This window comes from Aeromonas sp. 2MA4, from assembly GCF_029237305.1.
In the GTDB taxonomy this organism is placed as follows: domain Bacteria; phylum Pseudomonadota; class Gammaproteobacteria; order Enterobacterales; family Aeromonadaceae; genus Aeromonas; species Aeromonas salmonicida.
In genome coordinates this window covers 284,513-303,276 of the sequence record NZ_JAACFY010000002.1, presented here as the reverse complement: position 1 = coordinate 303,276, position 18,764 = coordinate 284,513, and the positions used below count along the sequence as shown (strand labels likewise).

Here is an 18,764-nt window from a genome sequence, read left to right as displayed (position 1 = left end):
GTTTTTAGAGAGAAAACGACTTAAAAAATACATGTTTTAGCTCTCAGAATTATTTTTTAATAGTCTTTAAGAATTTTTATTTTTTAACTTAATTTATTTAAAATGCTAGGTCATTAATTAGGTCAGTTTCATTACCCTTAGGGGACGTATGGGTGTCGCTCACTTCTCGGATTCCGGCGTGCTAGTCAAAAAGTGACGTAAGTGTCAGTAATGACAGATTTTTTGCGCTGGTTCAACAAATCGAACTGCGCGGGCACTGGATTCCCATGACCCTTGATTTTCTTGGGGTTGGCAGGCGCGGCAGGGAGGAAAGGGGGTGGACTTGCCGTTAAGGAAGGGCTGGCTGGGGGCAATTCCGCTCTGCCAATCGGCGTTATAGTGCGGGCGATGGTTGCCCTGTGCTCCGTGTCCCAAGCTGGCGAGGCGGGGGATCTGCGGCAACAATCAGCAGTTGCAACCACATCACAATAAGGAACGTCATATGAAGCATATTGCCATCCTGTTCAGCCTGTTTTGTACCGGCGCGCTGCTGACCAGCACTGCCTTTGCCCAGGACTCTGCCCAGTTGCAGTGCGAGGCGCAGGCCGCAGCGAAAAAGCTTAACGGCGCCGCCAAGACCAGCTTTGTTGGCAAGTGTGTGAAAGATGCCGCGGGCGCCGCGACCGGCGAGTGCGAGAAGGCTGCCGCCGACAAGAAGCTGGCCGGAGCGGCCAAGAACAGCTTTATCCAGAAGTGCGTGAAGACGGGCGCGGCGATGGATCCGGCGGCCAAGTGCGAGAAGGCGGCGGCTGACAAGAAGCTGGCTGGCGCTGCCAAGAACAGCTTTGTCCAGAAATGCGTGAAGGATAGCGCCACCAAGTAAGGCATTTTCTCATCCGGTGTGTTTGCGGGGGGCCATCAGGCCCCCCGCGCTTTTTGGGGCGCACTGATGGCGCAACGCACAAGCCTTGTATCGGGGCGGTAATAGCGACACTATTGACTCCTTTTGTGGGCACCACAGAGGCGCAGCCATGACCTGTCGTTACCGGACAAGGCGTTGGTGAGCCGTATTTGTGCGGGAGTACGCGGGATAAAAAGGAGCAGAGCAGCATGATGGAAGGGACGGAATGGCGCTGGCTCAATGAGCCAGCCGAGTGGCACCAGACAGACGACGGTTTGCAGGTAGTGACAGACCGGCAGACCGATTTTTGGCGCAGCACCTGGTATGGCTTCGAGCGCCACAGCGGGCATCTCTATGGTTGCGAGGTGGCGGGTGAGTTTACCTTTCAGGTCTGCGTCGAGGGGGAGTTCACCACCCTCTACGATCAGGCGGGGCTGATGCTGCTGCAAGACGAGGCGCACTGGCTGAAAGCGGGGATCGAGTACAACGATGCCCAGCCGATGATCGGCAGCGTGCTGACCAATCCGCGCTCTGACTGGGCCACCGGTATTTTTACCGGCAATCCGCGCCGCTTCTGGCTGCGGCTGACCCGGCTGGCCGATTGCCTGCGTTTGCAATATTCGACCGATGGCAAGGTGTGGCCGCTGCTGCGCCTTGCCCCGTTCCCGCCAAGCGAGCGCTGCTTTGTCGGGGTGATGTGCTGCACCCCAGAGCGGCAGGGGCTGGCGGTGCGCTTTTCTGATCTGCGCCTCACGCCGCCCCTTGGCAAGGCACTGCATGACCTGAGCTAGGCCAGCGTTTGTTGGCGCAGTGAAAGCGTCAACCGGCAGAACCAACGATGTCATTGACCCGTTGCGCCAGTCGCAGGGGCTATCGAGCGGGAGGGCAGTTGCCCTCCTGCTTTTTTATGCCGGTTGCCAAGCGGAATGGCGGGTGACTGTGATGGGCAAGCCGTAGCAAGCCACGTCGAAAAGCATGCAGCACGCAACGCAGCAGACAACAAGTTGCCGGAACTGGGATCTCGATCGGGGCAACAGGACTTTTGTCCTGCAAGGGGAGGCCGGGCGGGGGCTAGGATGCGCTCATCCACACGAGTCAAACTGGAGCACAACAATAATGACCGCTCATATCAATGCCAACCCGGGCGATTTCGCCGAGACCGTCATCATGCCGGGGGATCCGCTGCGGGCCCGCTATATCGCCGAGACCTTTCTGACCGATGCGCGCGAGGTGACCAATGTGCGCAACATGCTGGGCTACACCGGCTACTACAACGGCCAGCGCATCTCTGTGATGGGCCACGGCATGGGGATCCCCTCCATGGTGCTCTACGCCCACGAGCTGGTGAACGACTTCGGGGTCAAGCGCATCATCCGTATCGGCAGTCTGGGGGCGACCCAGCGTCACGTGCAGATGCGTGACGTTATTCTGGCGCAGGCGGCGGGCACCGACTCCCCCACCAATGCCAAGCGCAGCGCCGGTTACCAGATGGCGACTTCGGCCGATTTTGCCCTGCTGCACAAGGCGTTTATCAAGGCGCAGGAGAAGGCCATTCCGGTCAAGGTGGGCAATATCTTCACCGGTGACCTCTATTACGATCCGGACGAAAACCTCATTCCTGCGCTGGAGAAGTTCGGCGTGCTCGGCATCGACATGGAGGTGGCCGGTCTCTACGGGCTGGCCCATCAGCAGGGGATAGAGGCGCTCGCCATCCTGACGGTCTCTGACCACTGCTTGACCGGTGAAGAGACTACCGCGGAGGAGCGGCAGCTCTCCTTCAACCAGATGATCGAGCTGGCGCTGCACACAGCGCTGTAAGCGCAGCTGCGCCGCCAACCCTGCACGCACCCTGACCCCTATGAGAGATCCAATATGAACAATAAGCTCTCCCTCACTGCCATCAGCTTCCTGGCCAACTTCGTGATGGCCGGTTTTGCGACCCAGTTCGGCATGCTGATCGAACCCATCGCCGCCAAGTTCGGCGCCGACGTCAATCAGGTGGCATCCATCTTCTCCCTGCTCAACGGCGGGGCGCTGGCGGGCACCATTGCCGCCTTCTTCCTCATCGAGAAGGTGGGTCTCAAGCGGATGACGCTGCTCTGCTACGGCCTGATAGCGCTGGCGGCGGCATCGCTCCATCTGACCGGCTCGCTCTATGTGGTGATGGCGGCCATGACGGTGATTGGTCTGTGTGGCGGGGTGGGGCTCTGCATTGCGGGAACCCTGGTGGTCAGTGTCTGGAAGGAGCGGATGCAGAGCACCATGCTGGTGGTGCAGGATGCCACCTTCAACGTGGCCGGGGTGGTTTTCCCGCTCATCACCACTTACACCCTGACCCACGCCATGGCGTGGAGCTGGAGCTATCTGGCGGTGGGCGTGGTGGCGCTGGCCACCATGCTGGTGGCTGTGCTGACCAATTTTCGCAGCTGCGAGGCGGGGGGCGAGAGCGCCGGCAACGAGCACTCGGAGTGGAACCTTGGCATCATCAGCGGCGGCTTGGGGCTCTTTCTCGGCATGTTGGCGCTTTACACCTTCCTCACCTGGGCGCCCATGTTCGTGAAGAACAAGTTCGGCATCCCCTTCGAGGAGGCGGGCAACATCATCACCCAGTACTGGACGGCGGCCCTGCTCGGCGCCCTGGTGTCGACCGCTATCGTGACCCGCATTCCGATCCGCACCTTCCTCTTGGTGATCATCACCCTGGCGATGGGGATGACGACCTTGATCGTTACCACCGACAACCTGAGCCAGCTGCCTTACCTCACCTATGGTTACGGCTTTGTCTGCGCCGCGCTCTACAACGCCTTTATCGCCTACGGGGTGTCGTTTGTGCGCCAGGCATCGAGCAAGAACGTCTCCTACATCCTTATCAGCGGCAGCGCGGGGGCCATGTTCAGCCCGGCTATCAGCGCCCTGTTGGAGCAGGTGATCGGCTTGCAGGCGGTGATGTACTCCATCCCGCTGATCTACGGCCTGATCCTTGCCATGCTGGTGGCGTCGCTGCGCATCGCCCGGCCTCAACCCTGTCTGGCCTGAGTTGGAGAATGAATAAAAAGAGGGGCGGTATAAACCGCCCCTCTTTTTATTTTGTGTTGGGCTGGGTGGTTATGGCTGTTCGAGAAACCCCTTGAGCCCCGCCAGATCGCGGATCTGCAATCCTTGCTCGCCGCGCGCCACCAATCCCTTGTCCATCAGCTCCTTCACCGCCCGTCGGTAGACGCGGTCAGTGGTGCCGAAACGCTCCGCTTCCTGATATCCCTTGCTGAAACCGCTCACCGGATTGTCATGACAGTGGCTGTGATAGAGGTCGAGGGCGATGTTGTAGCTGATGGGGTAGAGCATGCGGCAGGTGAAGATATCCACAGTGTCCTGATAGTCGATGGCAATGGCCGTGGCGAAGAAGAGCGCCACCTTGGGGTGGGCGACCAGCGCCTGCTCCAGCCGTTCGCCGTCGATGCGAGCTACTTCGAGCGGCTCCTCGGCCATGATGTCGAGCTGGCAGCGGTAGCCGGTGAAGAACTCCATCTCGCCAAACAGCTGGTTGTCGCACTCCAAAGTGCCGAGCTGAAAGCGGCGGCCGTTCATGGCGGTGTGGCCCATGGCGATGCGGCCGCTCGGCACCAGCACCAGATCCCGCAACGGCTCCCCCTGGCGCATCAAGGGCTCCCCCTCGGAAATAAGGCGCCGCTCCGTGATGCAGGATTCGACCACCTGTTTGATCAGATCGTGGCTGGCCTGCCAGTGGGGCTGAAAGCGGCCCTTGAGAAGGGGTTTGAGTTGCATGAAGTGCGTGCGCCTGCTGAAAACAAGTGGCTATTACAGCACGTTAGCCAGGCCCGATTCCAGCGCTGCCAAACAGACCCGGCCCCTGCTCAACGAGATAAGCCTATTCACTGCTGTTGTCGACGACGACTCTGGCGCGTCCCGCCTCCTTGGCCTGGTAGAGCTGGCGATCTGCGGCCTCAAGCAACTGCTGTGGTGAACTTGCCAGAGTGGGTATGCGGGTGACGACGCCCAGGGAGATGGTGACCACTTTGGCTACGTCCGAGGCGAGGTGCTCGATGGCCAGCTCGCGCACGGCGGCGCACATGCTTTCGGCGATATGGACTGCACTGGCCAAGGGGGTGTTGGGCAGTATGCAGGCAAACTCCTCGCCGCCGTAGCGAGCCACCAGATCGTGTGGCCTGCCCACCCGTTCGGCCAGTACTGATGCGATGGCTTGCAGACATTGATCTCCGGCCTGATGGCCATAGTGGTCGTTGTAGCGTTTGAAATAATCGACATCGAGCATGATGAGGGAGAGTGGAGTGCGGTCACGACAACCCTGGCGCCACTGCAGGGCTAGACCATCATCGAACTGGCGCCGGTTTGGTATGCCGGTGAGGCCGTCCAGCATGGCGAGATTGCGTAGCAAGTCCCCCTGCATTTTCAGGGTCAGGTGGGCCTTGACTCTGGCCCTGACGATGTTGGGGCTGATGGGCTTGCTGATGAAATCAACTGCACCGAGTGCCAGACCATACTCCTCATCGGTCTCTTCCTGCTGGGCCGTGATGAAAATAATGGGAATGCTCTGGGTATCGGGATCCTCCTTGAGTCGGAGGCAGACTTCGTGACCGCTCAGACCTGCCATGATGACATCCAGCAGTATGAGGTCTGGCATCAGGTTGTGACAAAGTGCGATGGCCTGTTCCCCGCTGGTTGCCATGAAGACGTCGCACTCCTCGCGAAAGAGTTGGTGCAGTAACCGTATGTTGATCGCCTGATCATCAACAATCAGCAACTTGGGGCGGCGGGTGATGGGCAAGTTCCAGGGCATCAGTGCGGGCTCCGTGGCTGAAGATTCAACAGTGTGTGCCCTAGGGTGAGGGCAGCGGTGAAGTCCAGATTGTCGATCAGGGTGGCGAATTGACTGAATGTGGTGCCCAGATGCGGTGGCGTCTTGCGCCCGAGCGCGTCAGCCAACTCGACAGCCTCCAGATTGCCACTCTCCAGCAAGCTCATGATCTCCTGCATGGCTGCCTGCCACTCGGCGAGTGGCAGGGCATCAGCCTGTGTCTGGAGGGGGCGCAGCAGCGGGGAGGTGAAGGTCCGGTTCAGCCGTTCAGTGCTGAGCCAGGCGGTCTCTTGCAACTGAATGAACCAGCTTTCGTCGTTCAAGATTTGCCTGGCCTGCTGCTCGTCTGCGTGCAGCAGGGTTTGCTCCCGTTCTCTGGCCTGGGCAGCCAGTCTGCTGGCCCCCATGGTACTGGCACTGCCCTTGATGGCATGCAGGGTGGCGCAAACCTCTTTGACTTGTCCGGTCGTAATGGCCTGGTTCAAGGCGACCAGCTGTTCCGCCAGGTCCGGACCGAACAGGCTCAGGATCCGGTGCAGCAGTTCGATATCGTCATCGAAGCGCTGGCGTATGATGGACTCGGCCTCTAACAGGGCCTCACCCGTATCGGGTGTTTCTACCAAGGTCGGGGACTGTGTGGCGGTCGCTACCCTGCCGGTTTGTACCAGCAAGGTCGAGACCAGCGGTTCCAGGGCGATGGGTTTACCCACGTGTTCATTCATGCCGGCGGCCAGGCAGAGTTGGCGATCCGTTTCCGATACATTGGCGGTCATGGCGATGATGGGCAGATTGGCAAACTGTGGATGGGCACGGATCTGACGTGTCGCTTCCAGTCCGTCGATATCCGGCATTTGCATATCGATCAGCACGGCGTCAAAAGCAGGGTTTTGCTGCAATACCATGGTCACGCCATCCCGCCCGCACTCGGCAAGTTGTACCCGGGCACCCTCGCAGCCAAGCAGCTCGAAGGCAACCTGGCGATTGAGAATATTGTCTTCCACCACCAGCAAGTGAAGGCCGCTCAGCCGCCGGGTATGCTGCATTGGCCCGCTTGGGGTGGTGTCGCGCCCATGGATCGCCTGATAAATGGTGTCTGCCAGCTGTTTTGGCGTCACCGGTTTGGTCAGCAGGCTGGTGAAGGGGGTAACACTTGACTGGTGAGACTCGGTAAGTATCTCGTGGCCATAGGCGGTGATCATGATGATCTTGGGCGCAGGAGGTAACGCTGCCTGCTGTTGGATCCGTGCGGCGGCGCTCAGTCCATCCATGTCCGGCATGCGCCAATCCATCAGGACAATGTCAAAGGGATGTCCCTGATCGTGAGCCTCGCTGACCCGCCGTATCGCATCTTCACCGGAGTGAACACACTCTGCCTGCCACCCCAATAACGACAGAGTGCGTTGCAGCAGCTCTGTTGCCATCTCACTGTCATCGGCAACCAGGATCTTCAACGAGGGGTCCAGACCGTGGCAGGCCTCTTTGATTGACTGGGATTCGGCCTGTGCCAGTGTGATGTCAAACCAGAAGTGACTGCCACGCCCCGGCTCGCTTTCGACCCGCAGCTCCCCCCCCATCAGTGTGATGAGGCGCTTGCAGATAACCAGCCCCAGTCCGGATCCGCCAAAACGGCGGCTGGTAGAGGTCTCGGCCTGGGTGAAGCTTTCAAAGATGCGCTCCAGCTGGTGGGGGCTGATCCCGATGCCACTGTCGGTCACTGCCATGCGCAGGGTCACAGTCTGCTCATGATGGGCCAGCAGCGCTACTTTGATGATCACATGCCCCTTGAGGGTGAACTTGAGGGCATTGCCCGCCAGGTTGGTCAGGACCTGTTGCAACCGCATGCTGTCACCAATGAGGTGGTTGGGCAGGCGGGGGTCGATATCAAACATGACGTCGATCTGCTTCTGACTTTGGTTGCCATCCAACACTATGGCCAGATCACGCATCAGGCTTTCGATGTCAAAGGCATGCAAATCGAGCTGCAACTTGCTGGCCTCGATCTTCGAGTAGTCGAGAATGTCGTTAAGTAGGCCCAGCAGGGATTTGGCTGCCGAGTGTGCCTTGACCACATAATCAAGTTGGCGAGAGGTCAGGTCTGTGTATTGGATCAGTTGCAACATACCCAGCACGGCATTGAGCGGAGTGCGTATCTCATGACTCATGTTGGCGAGGAAAGAAGACTTGGTCTGACTGGCCGCATCGGCCTGCTCCTTGGCATAGAGCAGGCGTGACTCCAGCTCGGTCTGGGCCGTAATATCTCGGTTGAAACCTATGACGCGAAGGGCCTTGCCCGTGCTGTCTCTCTCCACCTTTGCGCCAGCTTGTATCACACGCTGTTCACCACTGGATAATGTTACCCTGAACACGGGGTCATAAACCCCGGTCCCGGCCACGGCCCGTTGCAGGCTGTCGGTAGTGGCCGCCACATCGTCCGGATGTACCCGGCTCGCCCAGTGCTGATAATCGAGCCCCTCATTTCTGAGTGCCAACGGCAGGTCATAGATCTCGAACATGCGGTCGCTCCAGATCAGGGCGTTGGTCTCAAGATCCCAGGACCAGATCCCCAGTTCGGCCACCTCTGCAGCCATTTGCAACTGATCACGGGTCGACAGGATCTCCTTGCGTTGTGCCAACTGCTGGGTCATGTCGGTGATGATGCAGACGAACATGGTGGAACCCGCGGCTTGCATCATCCCAATTGACATTTGCAGGGGGAACTCGGAACCATTATGCCGCAGACCAATAAACTCCTTGCTCATGATGCTGGCCAGATTGATCTGAGTGAATGAATGAAAAAATGGGACATCTGTCTCGGCGTTATCCGTTGCTTTCAACAAGTCTTCAATCCGCTTGCCCTGGGCTTCTTGTGACTGATAGCCGAAGGTGCTCTGTCCGGCTGGGTTGAGGGACTGAATGATGCCCTCTTGATCTATGGTCATGATGGGGTTGACCGCCGTATCCAGGATGGCTCTCGTGATTTCAAGGCTCTCTGCCAGCTTTTTCTCGGCTGCCTTGCTCTGGGTTATATCCAGCCCTATGCCCAGATAGCCACGGCTTTCGCCCTGTGCATCGCGGATGGCCGTGATCACCAGGGTTACGGGGAAACGTGTGCCATTCTTGCGCACATAGGTCCACTCCCGGCTCTCGGCCCCATCCCGCTCAGGTTTATAGATGAACACTTGGAAGCCGCCGATTTGCTGGCCATACTCACTGCTCAGTTCGGTACCGCGTGCCATCACCTCATCACGAACGTGAAAAATGCCCGGTGTCTGCGTACCGACGACCTCGTCGGCACGGTAGCCAAGGAGTCTTTCTGCCCCTTCATTGAATAGTGTGATGGTGCCCTCAAGGTCGGTCGCTATGATGGAGATGGCAGAGGCTGAACGCAGCACATTGCTCAATAACACATTGATCTTGCTCAGTTCAGCCGTACGCTCCGCGACCTGATTCTCCAGATTGGCATTGAGCACCAGTATTTGCTCCTCTGCCTTCTTCTGCGCCGTGATGTCCCTGATGGTTTCTGAGATACCGACTATCTTGCCCCGGTTGTCATAAATGGGGGAGATGGAGATGGACAGATCCAGCATGTGTCCGTCTTTGTGCTGACGGCGGGTGTGGAAGCTGGGGATCTTTTGCCCCTGCCTAATGCTTGCCAGAAGGACTTTCTCGTTGGCGTCATCATCACTGGTACCGAACAGTTCAGTACTGCTGTGCTCTAGGGCCTCCTCGGCCGAGTAACCAAACAGATCTTCTGCCCCCTTGTTCCAGCTCACGAGGATGCCATTCAGTGTCTTGGCGATGATGCCATCGCTGGCGCTGGCAACAATGGCTGCCAACTTGGCCTGGTTTTCAATGACCCTGAGGCGCTGTTGCTGACCAATAGCCCGCATGCGGAAGACCAGCATGGTCAGCAGGGTGATGATGCCGCCGGTGAACAATATGATTAACGGTGAGGTCTGCTGGAGTCGGGTCAGATAGAGGGGGTGAGCATTGAGGGAAATCAGCCAGAGGCGGCCATAAATGTTCCGCTCGGTGGTGTGTGTCATGACGATATGATGAGGATTGTTTGATTCTTGGGTGAGGGCGCTGGTGTAGAAGGGCTTTGCCTGTTGCGTTGCAGTGATATCACTGAGGCTGATGTGAAAGGTGTCGCTTTCCAGATGCAAGGCGCCTAGCACCTCCTCTGTCAGTAGAGGGGCGTAACTCCAGCCAAACCCTGCTTTTTCCCGCTCATTGCTGGTGGCGGGTGTGGTCACGGTGCGATAGATAGGCATCATGATCAGAAAGGACTGCAATGGCTTGCCCGTGGCTTGAATCAAGGTAATAGGGGCGGTCAGTCTGACTTCACCACTGCGAATGGCAGAGAGTGCGGCCTCGCGACGTGACGTTTCGGAGGCAATGTCCAGTCCGATTGCCGCCTGATTACGGGATTCCGGCTCTATGTATTGGATGATGAAATGCTCACCGTGATAGGCCGACAGCTGTTGAATGGTGAAACCTGGCCGCCCATCCTTCTGGACGTAGTTGATGAAGTTATCGAGGTCGGCATTGCTGACCCGTCTGATAAACCCGAAGCCGCGAGCGCCGGGAAATTCTTTGTCCACGTCTCGGGTCAGGCTATAGCGAACGAAGTCCTGATGACTGAAGTCATGTTCGCCAGCGGTTAAAATCGCACCACGTACCCCCCTCAGCCCATATTGATAAAGCTCTATCCGGGTCTTTATGGTGTCAGCGATGTCTTCCGTGGTGGCGGCGATGGCCACCTGAGCCTGCTTGTCATTGTTGTATTGGAGGAGAATTGCGCCAAGCAGGGAGAGCAGAAGGCCGAGGCATAAGATCAGGATCGCACTCCTGTTCAAGATAAAAAAGGGGTGGTGATTGCTCACGTGGAAGCCTCCCTGCTTCACTGGAACGCACCAGACATGTGCGCTCGGCCTTGTCAGCCAGAGTAACGTTAACTCATTGGAAGTAAAACTTAATATCCAGCATTTAGAGACAAGGGCGCGGAGAGTGGTGCCCGTGTCTGGTTAGAAGATGGTATCAAATGGGTTTCAACATAGCTTAATACCAATCGCCACCTTCCGCTCAGAGCAGAGGTTGCTGAGAAGCGGCCTGCATCCGGTCATGCAAACCGGTAAGAGCCCATATAGAGGCTGCCGCCATCCCAGCTGTCGTGCAGCTTGTGGGGCTTGTCCTGGCCGGCGGCCCCCAGGGCCACAAACAGCGGGCGCAGGTGATCGTCATGGGGGTGTGCTTCCACAGCTCCCGGGGCGCGCGTTCTGTACTCTTCCAGCGCGGGCCTGTCACCCTCGCTCATGGTCTGCTCCAGCCAGTTCACAAAATCGCTGGCCCAGCCCGGCACCGGTGAGTTGTCCGGCCCGAGGGCCCGCAGGTTGTGGGTAATGGCGCCGGAGGCCAGTATGCCTATCCCCTGTTCGCGCAGGCTTTGCAGCGCTTCCCCCAGTTGCCAGAGCTGGGCCGGGCTGAAACTGGCCGGGATGGAGATCTGCACCAGGGGGATCTCGCTTGCCGGATCCATCAGGGAGAGCGGCGACCAGACGCCGTGATCCAGCTCGCGGCGCACCTGTGTAGCCGGCAAGCCCGCCAGCATCAGCTGATCGCCCACCGCCTCTTGCAACCACAGCGGACTCGTTGCCGGCCAGCGAATATGGTAGAGCGGCTCCGGAAAACCGTAGAAGTCATACATGAGCGCCGGATTGGGCTCGACGTTGATCTGCAGGTCGGTGCGGCTGAACCAGTGTGCCGAGATCACCACCAGTCCCTTGATATCGCCAAGGCGCAATGTTTTCAGGAAGTGGGTGGCCGGCTGGTCGCGCAGAACCAGATCCGGAGCGCCGTGAGAGATAAACCAGACGGGGGCGATAGACATGACAAGACTCCATATAAGCTGTGTCGGTACGCATTGCGTACCCGAAACCGGGGTCAGGGCGTCGGGCCACTGACGATGGGGTCATTATCAGCCCAGGAAGTAAGGTTAACAATCCAGCGATATGTATAAGCACTGTTCACCATTGGTTGATAGTAACTGTGATTGGTGTGACAGGGCTGGGCCGCAGACAAGCAGAAACAACAAGGCCAGCGCAGTGCGCTGGCCTTGGCATAGGAAGCTGTCGAGGGACGGACTTACTGGATGTCCAGCAGCTCAACGTCAAAGATCAGCACGGGCGCTCAGTGGTATCTTGCCAGCGGCGCGATTGGCATAGGCCTGCTTATTGAATACCCAGCAGCTCAACGTCAAAGATCAGCACGGGCGCTCAGTGGGATCTTGCCAGCGGTGCGATTGGCATAAGCCTGCTTATTGGATACCCAGCAGCTCAACGTTGAAGATCAGCACGGGCGCTCAGTGGGATCTTGCCAGCGGCGCGATTGCTATAAGCCTGCTTATTGAATACCCAGAAGCTCAACGTCAAAGATCAGCACGGATCCCGGCGGTATTTTGCCAGCGGCACGGTCGCCATAAGCCAGATTGGCGGGGATGTAGAAGCGGGTCTTCTCACCTTCCACCATCAGCTGTACCCCTTCGGTCCAGCCAGCAATCACCTGATTGAGGCCAAATTCGATGGGCTCGCCGCGGGCGACCGAGCTGTCGAAGACGGTGCCGTCCAGCAGCTTGCCCTCGTAGTGCACCTTCACTTTGCTGGTGGCGGTGGGGTGAACCGTGCCAGTGCCCGGGGTTAGTACCTCGTATTGCAGACCGGAGGCCGTGGTGGTCACCAGAGGTTTGTCTTTGTTGCCGGCGAGGAACTCGGCGCCCTTGCGCACATTTTCCACCGCTTGTTTTTTGTTGTTGCTGCTGGAGTAGAAGTAGTAGGCGACACCGGCAATCAGCAGCGCGATCAAAATGAATTTCATCAGTTTTTCCTTAAAGGCAATGAAGGCGGCATCTTATCCCAGTCGGGGAGGGAGGGCGAGCCGGGACGCAGGAGGATGTGATGGGGCAGACAGACGACGAGGGGGCCAGGATCCAGCCCCCTCGCCTCATTAGGGCGGATTACTTAGCCGCCACCATCATGAGGGCGGGCAGGGCGAAGAAGAGCCCGGCCACATAACCCAGTGCCAGCAGCTTGTTTTCGCTACCGACCCGGGCCAGCCCCTCGGCGGCCTTGATGGGCAATTCCCGCAGGAAGGGCACGCCATAGATGAGCACAACGGCAAACAGGTTGAACAGCACATGCACCAGGGCTATGGTCAGCGCCAGCTTGGCACCGGCACCGCTGATGGCGGTGGCCGCCAGCAGGGCCGTGATGGTGGTGCCGATATTTGCCCCCAGGGTGAAGGGGTAGAGCTGGCGGGTGGTGAACAGGCCGCTGCCAGCCAGGGGTATCATCAGGCTGGTGGTGGTGGAGGAGGACTGCACCATGACGGTGACCAGGGTACCGGAGGCGATACCGGTCAGCGGGCCACGACCCAGTGCCTTGTGCAGCAGCTCCTTGGCGCGACCTACCAAGACCTGTTGCAGTACCTTGCCCAGATAGGTAACGCAGGCGAGGATCAGCAGTATGCCGATGACGATGGTGGCAATGGCGGCACCCTTGCCCGGCAAGAAGGCGACCGCGCTGTCGATAAGGTTGAGTGCAGGGGCAGTGAGGGGTTTCATAAAGTCCACCCCTTTCATCGACAAGTCGGCGGAGCCCACCAGCAGCGTAGCCAGCCACTCGGCGCTCTTTTGCAGCAGACCGAACATCAGCTCAAGCGGCAGGAAGATAAACACAGCCAGCAGGTTGAAGAAGTCGTGCACGGTCGCAGCGGCAAAGGCGCGGCGAAACTCGGCCCTGTCCCTGATATGACCCAATGAGACTATGGTGTTGGTGATGGTGGTGCCGAGGTTGGCTCCCATTATCATGGGGATGGCCATGCCGATGGGCAGGCCGCCCGCCACCAGACCGACGATCACCGAGGTGACAGTGCTGGAGGATTGCACCAGAGCCGTCGCCAGTATGCCGAGCAGCAAGGCGACAAAGGGATTGTTTGCGAAGGCGAAGATCTGGGCTGCGCCCTCTGCGCCGCCGGAGAAGCCCTTGAAGCCGTGGGAAACGGCGCCAACGGCAACCAGAATGATGTAGACCAGTGCGATAACCGTGACCCAGTTGAACAGCGATCTGAAGTGGGATGCTCGCTGTTGTGGCAAGGATTGCGTCTGTTGCATGTAGCCTCTTGAGGACGGTGATACCGTTCGGGGTTGAAGTAGACCTGCGCATTTAATCAAGGCTCTATGACAGAAATATTACAAAGTGACACTTTTATGATGGTTTGATGACAAGGCTGCGCAGAGGGCAGGATAGCAAGAAGGGGAGCCATGGCTCCCCTTCTGCTTTTTGCTGTGTGGCGCGATCCCTTATTGGGAGTCGGCAGTCTCTTCGTACTGACGGAAGGGAATGCGGAACACCGCCAGACGCAGGAACAGATAGGTGACACCGAGACCCGCCCAGATCAGGCCCAGCTCCAGGGAGCTCTGCTCCAGGTTGATCCAGAGCGCACCGATAGTGGCGGCGCCGAGCAGCGGCAGCAGCAGGTAGAGCAGGTGATCCTTGATGCTCTTGTTGCGCTTCTCGCGTACCCAGAACTGGCCTATGACCGACAGGTTGACGAAGGTGAAGGCCACCAGGGCACCGAAGTTCACCAGCGCCAGCGCTGTGTCGAGATCAAACGACACGGCGGAGAGAGCGAGACAGCCCACCATCAGCACGTTGATGGCCGGCGTCCGGTATTTCGGATGGATGTAACCAAATACCCGCTCCGGGATCATGCGATCGCGCCCCATGACGTAGAGGATGCGGGACACGCCTGCGTGCGCCGCCATGCCGGAGGCCAGTACCGCCACTGTGGTGCACACCAGCACCACGCTCTGGAAGAAGGCGCCGCCGACGTAGAGGGCAATCTCGGGCAGCACGGCATCGGGCTCCTTGAAGCGGGCCAGATCCGGGAAGTAGAGCTGCAGGCAGTAGGAGACCACCACGAAGATGACGCCGCCGATGAGCGCTGTCAGCACTATGGCGCGCGGTATCACCTTGCCGGCGTTCGGGGTCTCTTCCGACAGCGAACTCAGGCCGTCGAAGCCGAGGAAGGAGAAGCAGAGGATGGTCGCACCGGTAAAGAGCGGCACCACGCTGGCGGATTCGAAGTGGAACGGCCGGCTGCTCATCAGGGTCGCTGCGCCCTCACCCTGGTAGATGCCCCAGCCCATCAGACCGATGAAGAGGGTGATGATGGCCAGCTGGATCACCACTATCAGGCCATTGAAGTTGGCCACCAGGTTGATGCCGCGCAGGTTGAGGAAGGTCATCACTGTCACCAGACCGAAGATGAAGACCCAGGGATCGACACCCGGGAACATGGCGGTCAGGTAGATCTTGGCCAAGAGGATGTTGATCATCGGCATGAACATGTAGTCGAGCAGGGAGGACCAGCCCACCATGAAACCGATGTAGGGGTTGAACACCTTCTGGGCATAGGTATAGGCAGAGCCCGCAGAGGGGAACTTGCGCACCAGATGGCCGTAGCTGAACGCGGTCAGCAGTATGCCGCCCAGTGCCAGCAGATAGGCGGTGGCGACCCGACCCTCGGTGATGTCACCGACGATGGCGAAGGTATCGAACACGGCCATGGGGGTCAGATAGGCGAGGCCCATCACCACCACCTGCCACATGCTGAGGGTTTTTTTCAGACGAACGGGTTGCTGGCTCATTCAGGCTTCCTCCTTGCACGGGCGGCAGGAAGTGGAATGGCTTGAGGCCATGGGACCGGGTTCTCGCGTACTCACAACATCGGTATGCAAACCACAGACGTTGGTCGCGCGGCGACCAAAGCAGGTTCCGGTGGCGACCGGAGACAAAGCAAACAAGAGCCCCATGTTTTTCCTCATTGCGGCATTAGGTTCATCTGAACCTTGATATCATTTCCGGAAGTTGTCCGGCCTCGAGTGGTAATAAAATTTTTCAAAATGAAAAATAACCGATGTGGGATCACATCGGTTATGAAAGCGGCGGGATTTTGCCCCAGATGGGGGGGGAAGACAAGCCACTAAAGGCATTCCGGGCAAGAGAATTATCAATGACCTGTTTTATATCAATGAATGGCGCCGTCACCCGTTCGGGGGAGATCGGCGCCAGCCCAGTGTTGGCAAGGCTTGCGGCTCAATAGGTCGGCAAGGATACGCGCCAGAAGGTGGTACGCAAAAACAGATAAATTCCCCCTATGGCAGCCCAGATAATGCCGAGGATAAGAGAGGTTAGTTCGAGATTGAGCCAGAGAATCGCGACAGTCCCCGCCCCGCACAGGGGCAGCACCAGATATTGCAGGTGATCCTTAAGGGTTTTGTTGCGCCCCTGACGCACGTAATAGCAGGCGATCACCGACAGATTGACCACGGTAAAGGCCACCAGGGCACCAAAGTTGATCAGGGCCAGGGCGATTTCCAGATCGAAGCTGATGGCCGACAGCGCCAGTATGCCCACCAGCAGGATGTTGAACACCGGGGTCTGCCACTTGGGGTGGATATAGCCGAAGGTGCGCTGGGGCAGCACCTTGTCCCGCCCCATCACGTAGAGGATGCGGGAGACACCGGCGTGGGAGGAGAGTCCCGACGCCAGCACGGCCACGCAGGCACAGACCAGCACCACGCTCTGGAACAGCTTGCCGCCCACATAGAGGGCAATCTCGGGCAGCACGGCATCCGGCTCCTTGAAGCGGGAGGCATCCGGGAAGTAGAGCTGCAGGGCATAGGCCACCACCACGAAGATGAGGCCCCCCAGCAAGGCCGTCAGGAAGATGGCTTTCGGGATCACCTTGCCGGCGTTGGGGGTCTCTTCACTGAGGGCGCTCAGGCTGTCGAATCCCAGAAAAGAGAAACAGAGGATGGTGGCGCCGGTCAGCAGTGGCAACACCTCTGTGTTGGTGCTGTAGATGGGCTGCAGGCTGACGGTGCCGACCCCTTCACCCTGGGCGATGCCGTATCCGATCAGGGCCAGAAACACCACCATGATGGCGATCTGGATCAAGATGATAACGCCGTTGAGGTTGGCCACCAGATCGATGCCGCGCAGGTTGATGAGGGTCATCAGCGCCGTCATGGCGCAGATGAAGATCCAGGGTTCGATGCCGGGAAACAGGGCTGTCAGGTAGATCTTGGCCAGCAGCATGTTGATCATCGGCAGGAACATGTAGTCGAGCAGGGATGACCAGCCCACCATGAAGCCCACCACGGGGGAGAACTCCTTCTGGGCATAGGTATAGGCGGAGCCGGCAACTGGATAGTGGCGCACCATCTGGCTATAGCTGGTGGCGGTGAACAACACGCCCACCAGGGCCAGCAGGTAGGCGGTAGTCACATGGCCCTGAGTGATGTCGGTGACGATGCCAAAGGTATCGAACACCACCATGGGGGTCATATAGGCCAATCCCATCACCACCACTTGCCACAGGGTCAGGGTTTGCTTCAATCGAGCCGGGCGTTGAGCCATTGGCCTCTCTCCTCGAATTTGGGGCGTATGTCCCGCGCCGCAGGCAGGCGAAGGACGCGTGACAGTGTGGCTGGCCCTGGAGGGAGCCCAGCGCGCCTGTCATCATTTTTTGGGGCGGGGATGATACCGTATGAGCAGGCCGTCCGCGATGGGCGGCCTGCGGTTATCTCACGGTATTTTTCGCCATGACCGATGAAACCGGGTGGATCTAGCCCTGACTGGCGGCGGTGAGCGCCTGTTCCAGCAGAGCCAGCCCTTCCTCGATCAAGGCCGGAGTGGCGGTAAGGGGCGCCAGGAAGCGGATGACGTTGGCCCGCACGCCGCAGGAGAGCAGCACAAGCCCACGTTTGCCGGCCTCGGCCACCAGCCGTTTGGTGAGGTCCGGGTCAGGCTGGCTAGCATCCCGGCCCTTGACCAGTTCCATGGCCACCATGGCGCCCGGGCCGCGAATGTCGCCGATGCAGTCAAAACCCTCGGCCAACTGATGCAGGCGAGCCTTGATCTGCTCCCCTTGAGCCAGGGCTTTCTGGTTGAGTTGCTCCTCTTCGATCACCTCCAGTACCGCCAGGGCGGCGGCGCAGGCGATGGGGGAACCGGCATAAGTGCCCCCCAGACCGCCCGGCTTGGCAGCGTTCATGATGGCCACCTTGCCCACCACGGCCGAGAGAGGGAAGCCACCGGCCAGACTCTTGGCCAGGGTCATGATGTCTGGTTCTATGCCGCTGTATTCAGTGGCAAAGGTTTTGCCGGTGCGACAGAAACCGCTCTGGATCTCGTCACAGATGAGCACTATGCCGTGCTGATCGCACAGCTTGCGCAGGCTCTGCATAAAGCTGGGAGAGGCGGGGTAGAAACCCCCTTCACCCTGCACGGGTTCAAGAATGATGGCTGCCACCCGGGCCGGTTCGATATCCGAGCTGAAGCAGAGATCCAGCGCGGCCAGGGCATCGGCCTCGCTCACCCCCAGGTAATCGCTCGGGAAGGGCAGGTGATAGACCTCTCCCGGGAAGGGGCCGAAACCCGTTTTGTAGGGCAAGACCTTGCCGGTGAGCGCCATCCCCATCATGGTGCGACCGTGGAAGCCCCCCTTGAAGGCGATGGTGCCGCTGCGGCCCGTGTGGGCGCGGGCTATCTTGATGGCGTTCTCCACCGCCTCGGCGCCGGTGGAGAGAAACAGGGTGCGCTTTGGCGTAGGGCCGGGCACCAGTGCGTTGAGCTTCTCGGCAAGCTCGATATAGCCGGGGTAGGGGGTGACCTGAAAGCAGGTGTGGCTGAATTTTTCGAGCTGTTCACGCACTGCCGCCACCACTTTGGGGTGGTTGTGGCCCGTGTTGAGCACGGCGATGCCGGAGGCAAAGTCGATGTAGCGATTGCCCTCCACGTCCCATAGCTCGGCGTTGAGAGCCTTGTCGATAAACACCGGCAGCAGGGTGCCGACGCCGTTGACCACGGCCGCTTCACGGCGGGCCTGCCAGGCCTGGTTGTTGTCTGCATGGCTATCTGAATGACTCATCTTTCCTCCCTGAGAGGCCTTGGCCCCTGTCTCAATGTGGCGAGCCTCCCAACCGGG

The 18,764-nt window shown here is 59.1% G+C and carries 13 protein-coding genes; 4 read left to right on the top strand and 9 right to left on the bottom strand.

Annotated features, from left to right (window positions below):
* The first annotated feature begins 481 nt into the window (after window positions 1-481).
* The 4 genes from GWQ31_RS03900 to tsgA all read left to right on the top strand — a co-directional run bounded on the left by GWQ31_RS03900 (window position 482) and on the right by tsgA (window position 3,916).
* Window positions 482-862, top strand: coding sequence for a hypothetical protein (locus GWQ31_RS03900; RefSeq protein ID WP_275908677.1), 381 nt, complete (start codon window positions 482-484; stop codon window positions 860-862).
* 227 nt (window positions 863-1,089) lie between these two features.
* Window positions 1,090-1,671 (top strand): DUF1349 domain-containing protein, encoded by a 582-nt coding sequence (locus GWQ31_RS03895; protein ID WP_275908676.1) that lies wholly within the window; start codon window positions 1,090-1,092, stop codon window positions 1,669-1,671.
* Window positions 1,672-1,996: 325 nt separating this feature from the next.
* Window positions 1,997-2,698: a purine-nucleoside phosphorylase gene (gene deoD / locus GWQ31_RS03890; protein WP_275908675.1), complete on the top strand. Its 702-nt coding sequence runs from the start codon at window positions 1,997-1,999 to the stop codon at window positions 2,696-2,698.
* A 54-nt stretch (window positions 2,699-2,752) separates the two neighbouring features.
* Entirely contained in the window at window positions 2,753-3,916 is a 1,164-nt protein-coding gene (gene tsgA, locus GWQ31_RS03885) for an MFS transporter TsgA (protein WP_275908674.1), read from the top strand.
* Between the two features lie 69 nt (window positions 3,917-3,985).
* On the opposite strand, the gene GWQ31_RS03880 is transcribed toward tsgA, so the two are convergent.
* The 9 genes from GWQ31_RS03880 to gabT form a co-directional block, all read right to left on the bottom strand.
* The gene (locus GWQ31_RS03880) at window positions 3,986-4,663 is read right to left on the bottom strand and encodes a Crp/Fnr family transcriptional regulator (RefSeq protein ID WP_275908673.1); all 678 of its coding nucleotides are present in this window, start codon (window positions 4,661-4,663) and stop codon (window positions 3,986-3,988) included.
* 103 nt (window positions 4,664-4,766) lie between these two features.
* Window positions 4,767-5,699, bottom strand: coding sequence for a diguanylate cyclase (locus tag GWQ31_RS03875; RefSeq protein ID WP_345893580.1), 933 nt, complete (start codon window positions 5,697-5,699; stop codon window positions 4,767-4,769).
* Window positions 5,696-10,600 carry a PAS domain S-box protein gene (locus tag GWQ31_RS03870; protein WP_275908671.1) on the bottom strand — a complete coding sequence of 1,635 codons (4,905 nt, stop codon included), beginning with the start codon at window positions 10,598-10,600 and terminating at the stop codon, window positions 5,696-5,698. Before GWQ31_RS03870 ends, GWQ31_RS03875 begins: the two co-directional genes overlap by 4 nt.
* Before the next feature lie 236 nt (window positions 10,601-10,836).
* Window positions 10,837-11,604, bottom strand: a complete 768-nt coding sequence (locus GWQ31_RS03865; protein WP_241278401.1) for a class III extradiol ring-cleavage dioxygenase — start codon at window positions 11,602-11,604, stop codon at window positions 10,837-10,839.
* 512 nt (window positions 11,605-12,116) lie between these two features.
* Complete coding sequence (locus GWQ31_RS03860) at window positions 12,117-12,587, bottom strand: FKBP-type peptidyl-prolyl cis-trans isomerase (RefSeq protein ID WP_169046537.1); 471 nt, start codon at window positions 12,585-12,587, stop codon at window positions 12,117-12,119.
* A 139-nt stretch (window positions 12,588-12,726) separates the two neighbouring features.
* The gene (locus tag GWQ31_RS03855) at window positions 12,727-13,881 is read right to left on the bottom strand and encodes a Na/Pi symporter (RefSeq protein WP_169046536.1); all 1,155 of its coding nucleotides are present in this window, start codon (window positions 13,879-13,881) and stop codon (window positions 12,727-12,729) included.
* A gap of 189 nt (window positions 13,882-14,070) precedes the next feature.
* On the bottom strand, window positions 14,071-15,420 hold the full coding sequence (locus GWQ31_RS03850) for an APC family permease (RefSeq protein WP_125606471.1): 1,350 nt from the start codon (window positions 15,418-15,420) through the stop codon (window positions 14,071-14,073).
* A gap of 448 nt (window positions 15,421-15,868) precedes the next feature.
* Window positions 15,869-17,194, bottom strand: coding sequence for an APC family permease (locus tag GWQ31_RS03845; RefSeq protein ID WP_113720154.1), 1,326 nt, complete (start codon window positions 17,192-17,194; stop codon window positions 15,869-15,871).
* A 208-nt stretch (window positions 17,195-17,402) separates the two neighbouring features.
* A complete protein-coding gene (gene gabT / locus GWQ31_RS03840; protein ID WP_275908670.1) occupies window positions 17,403-18,707 on the bottom strand; it encodes a 4-aminobutyrate--2-oxoglutarate transaminase in 1,305 nt (434 codons plus the stop codon).
* Window positions 18,708-18,764 lie beyond the last annotated feature (57 nt).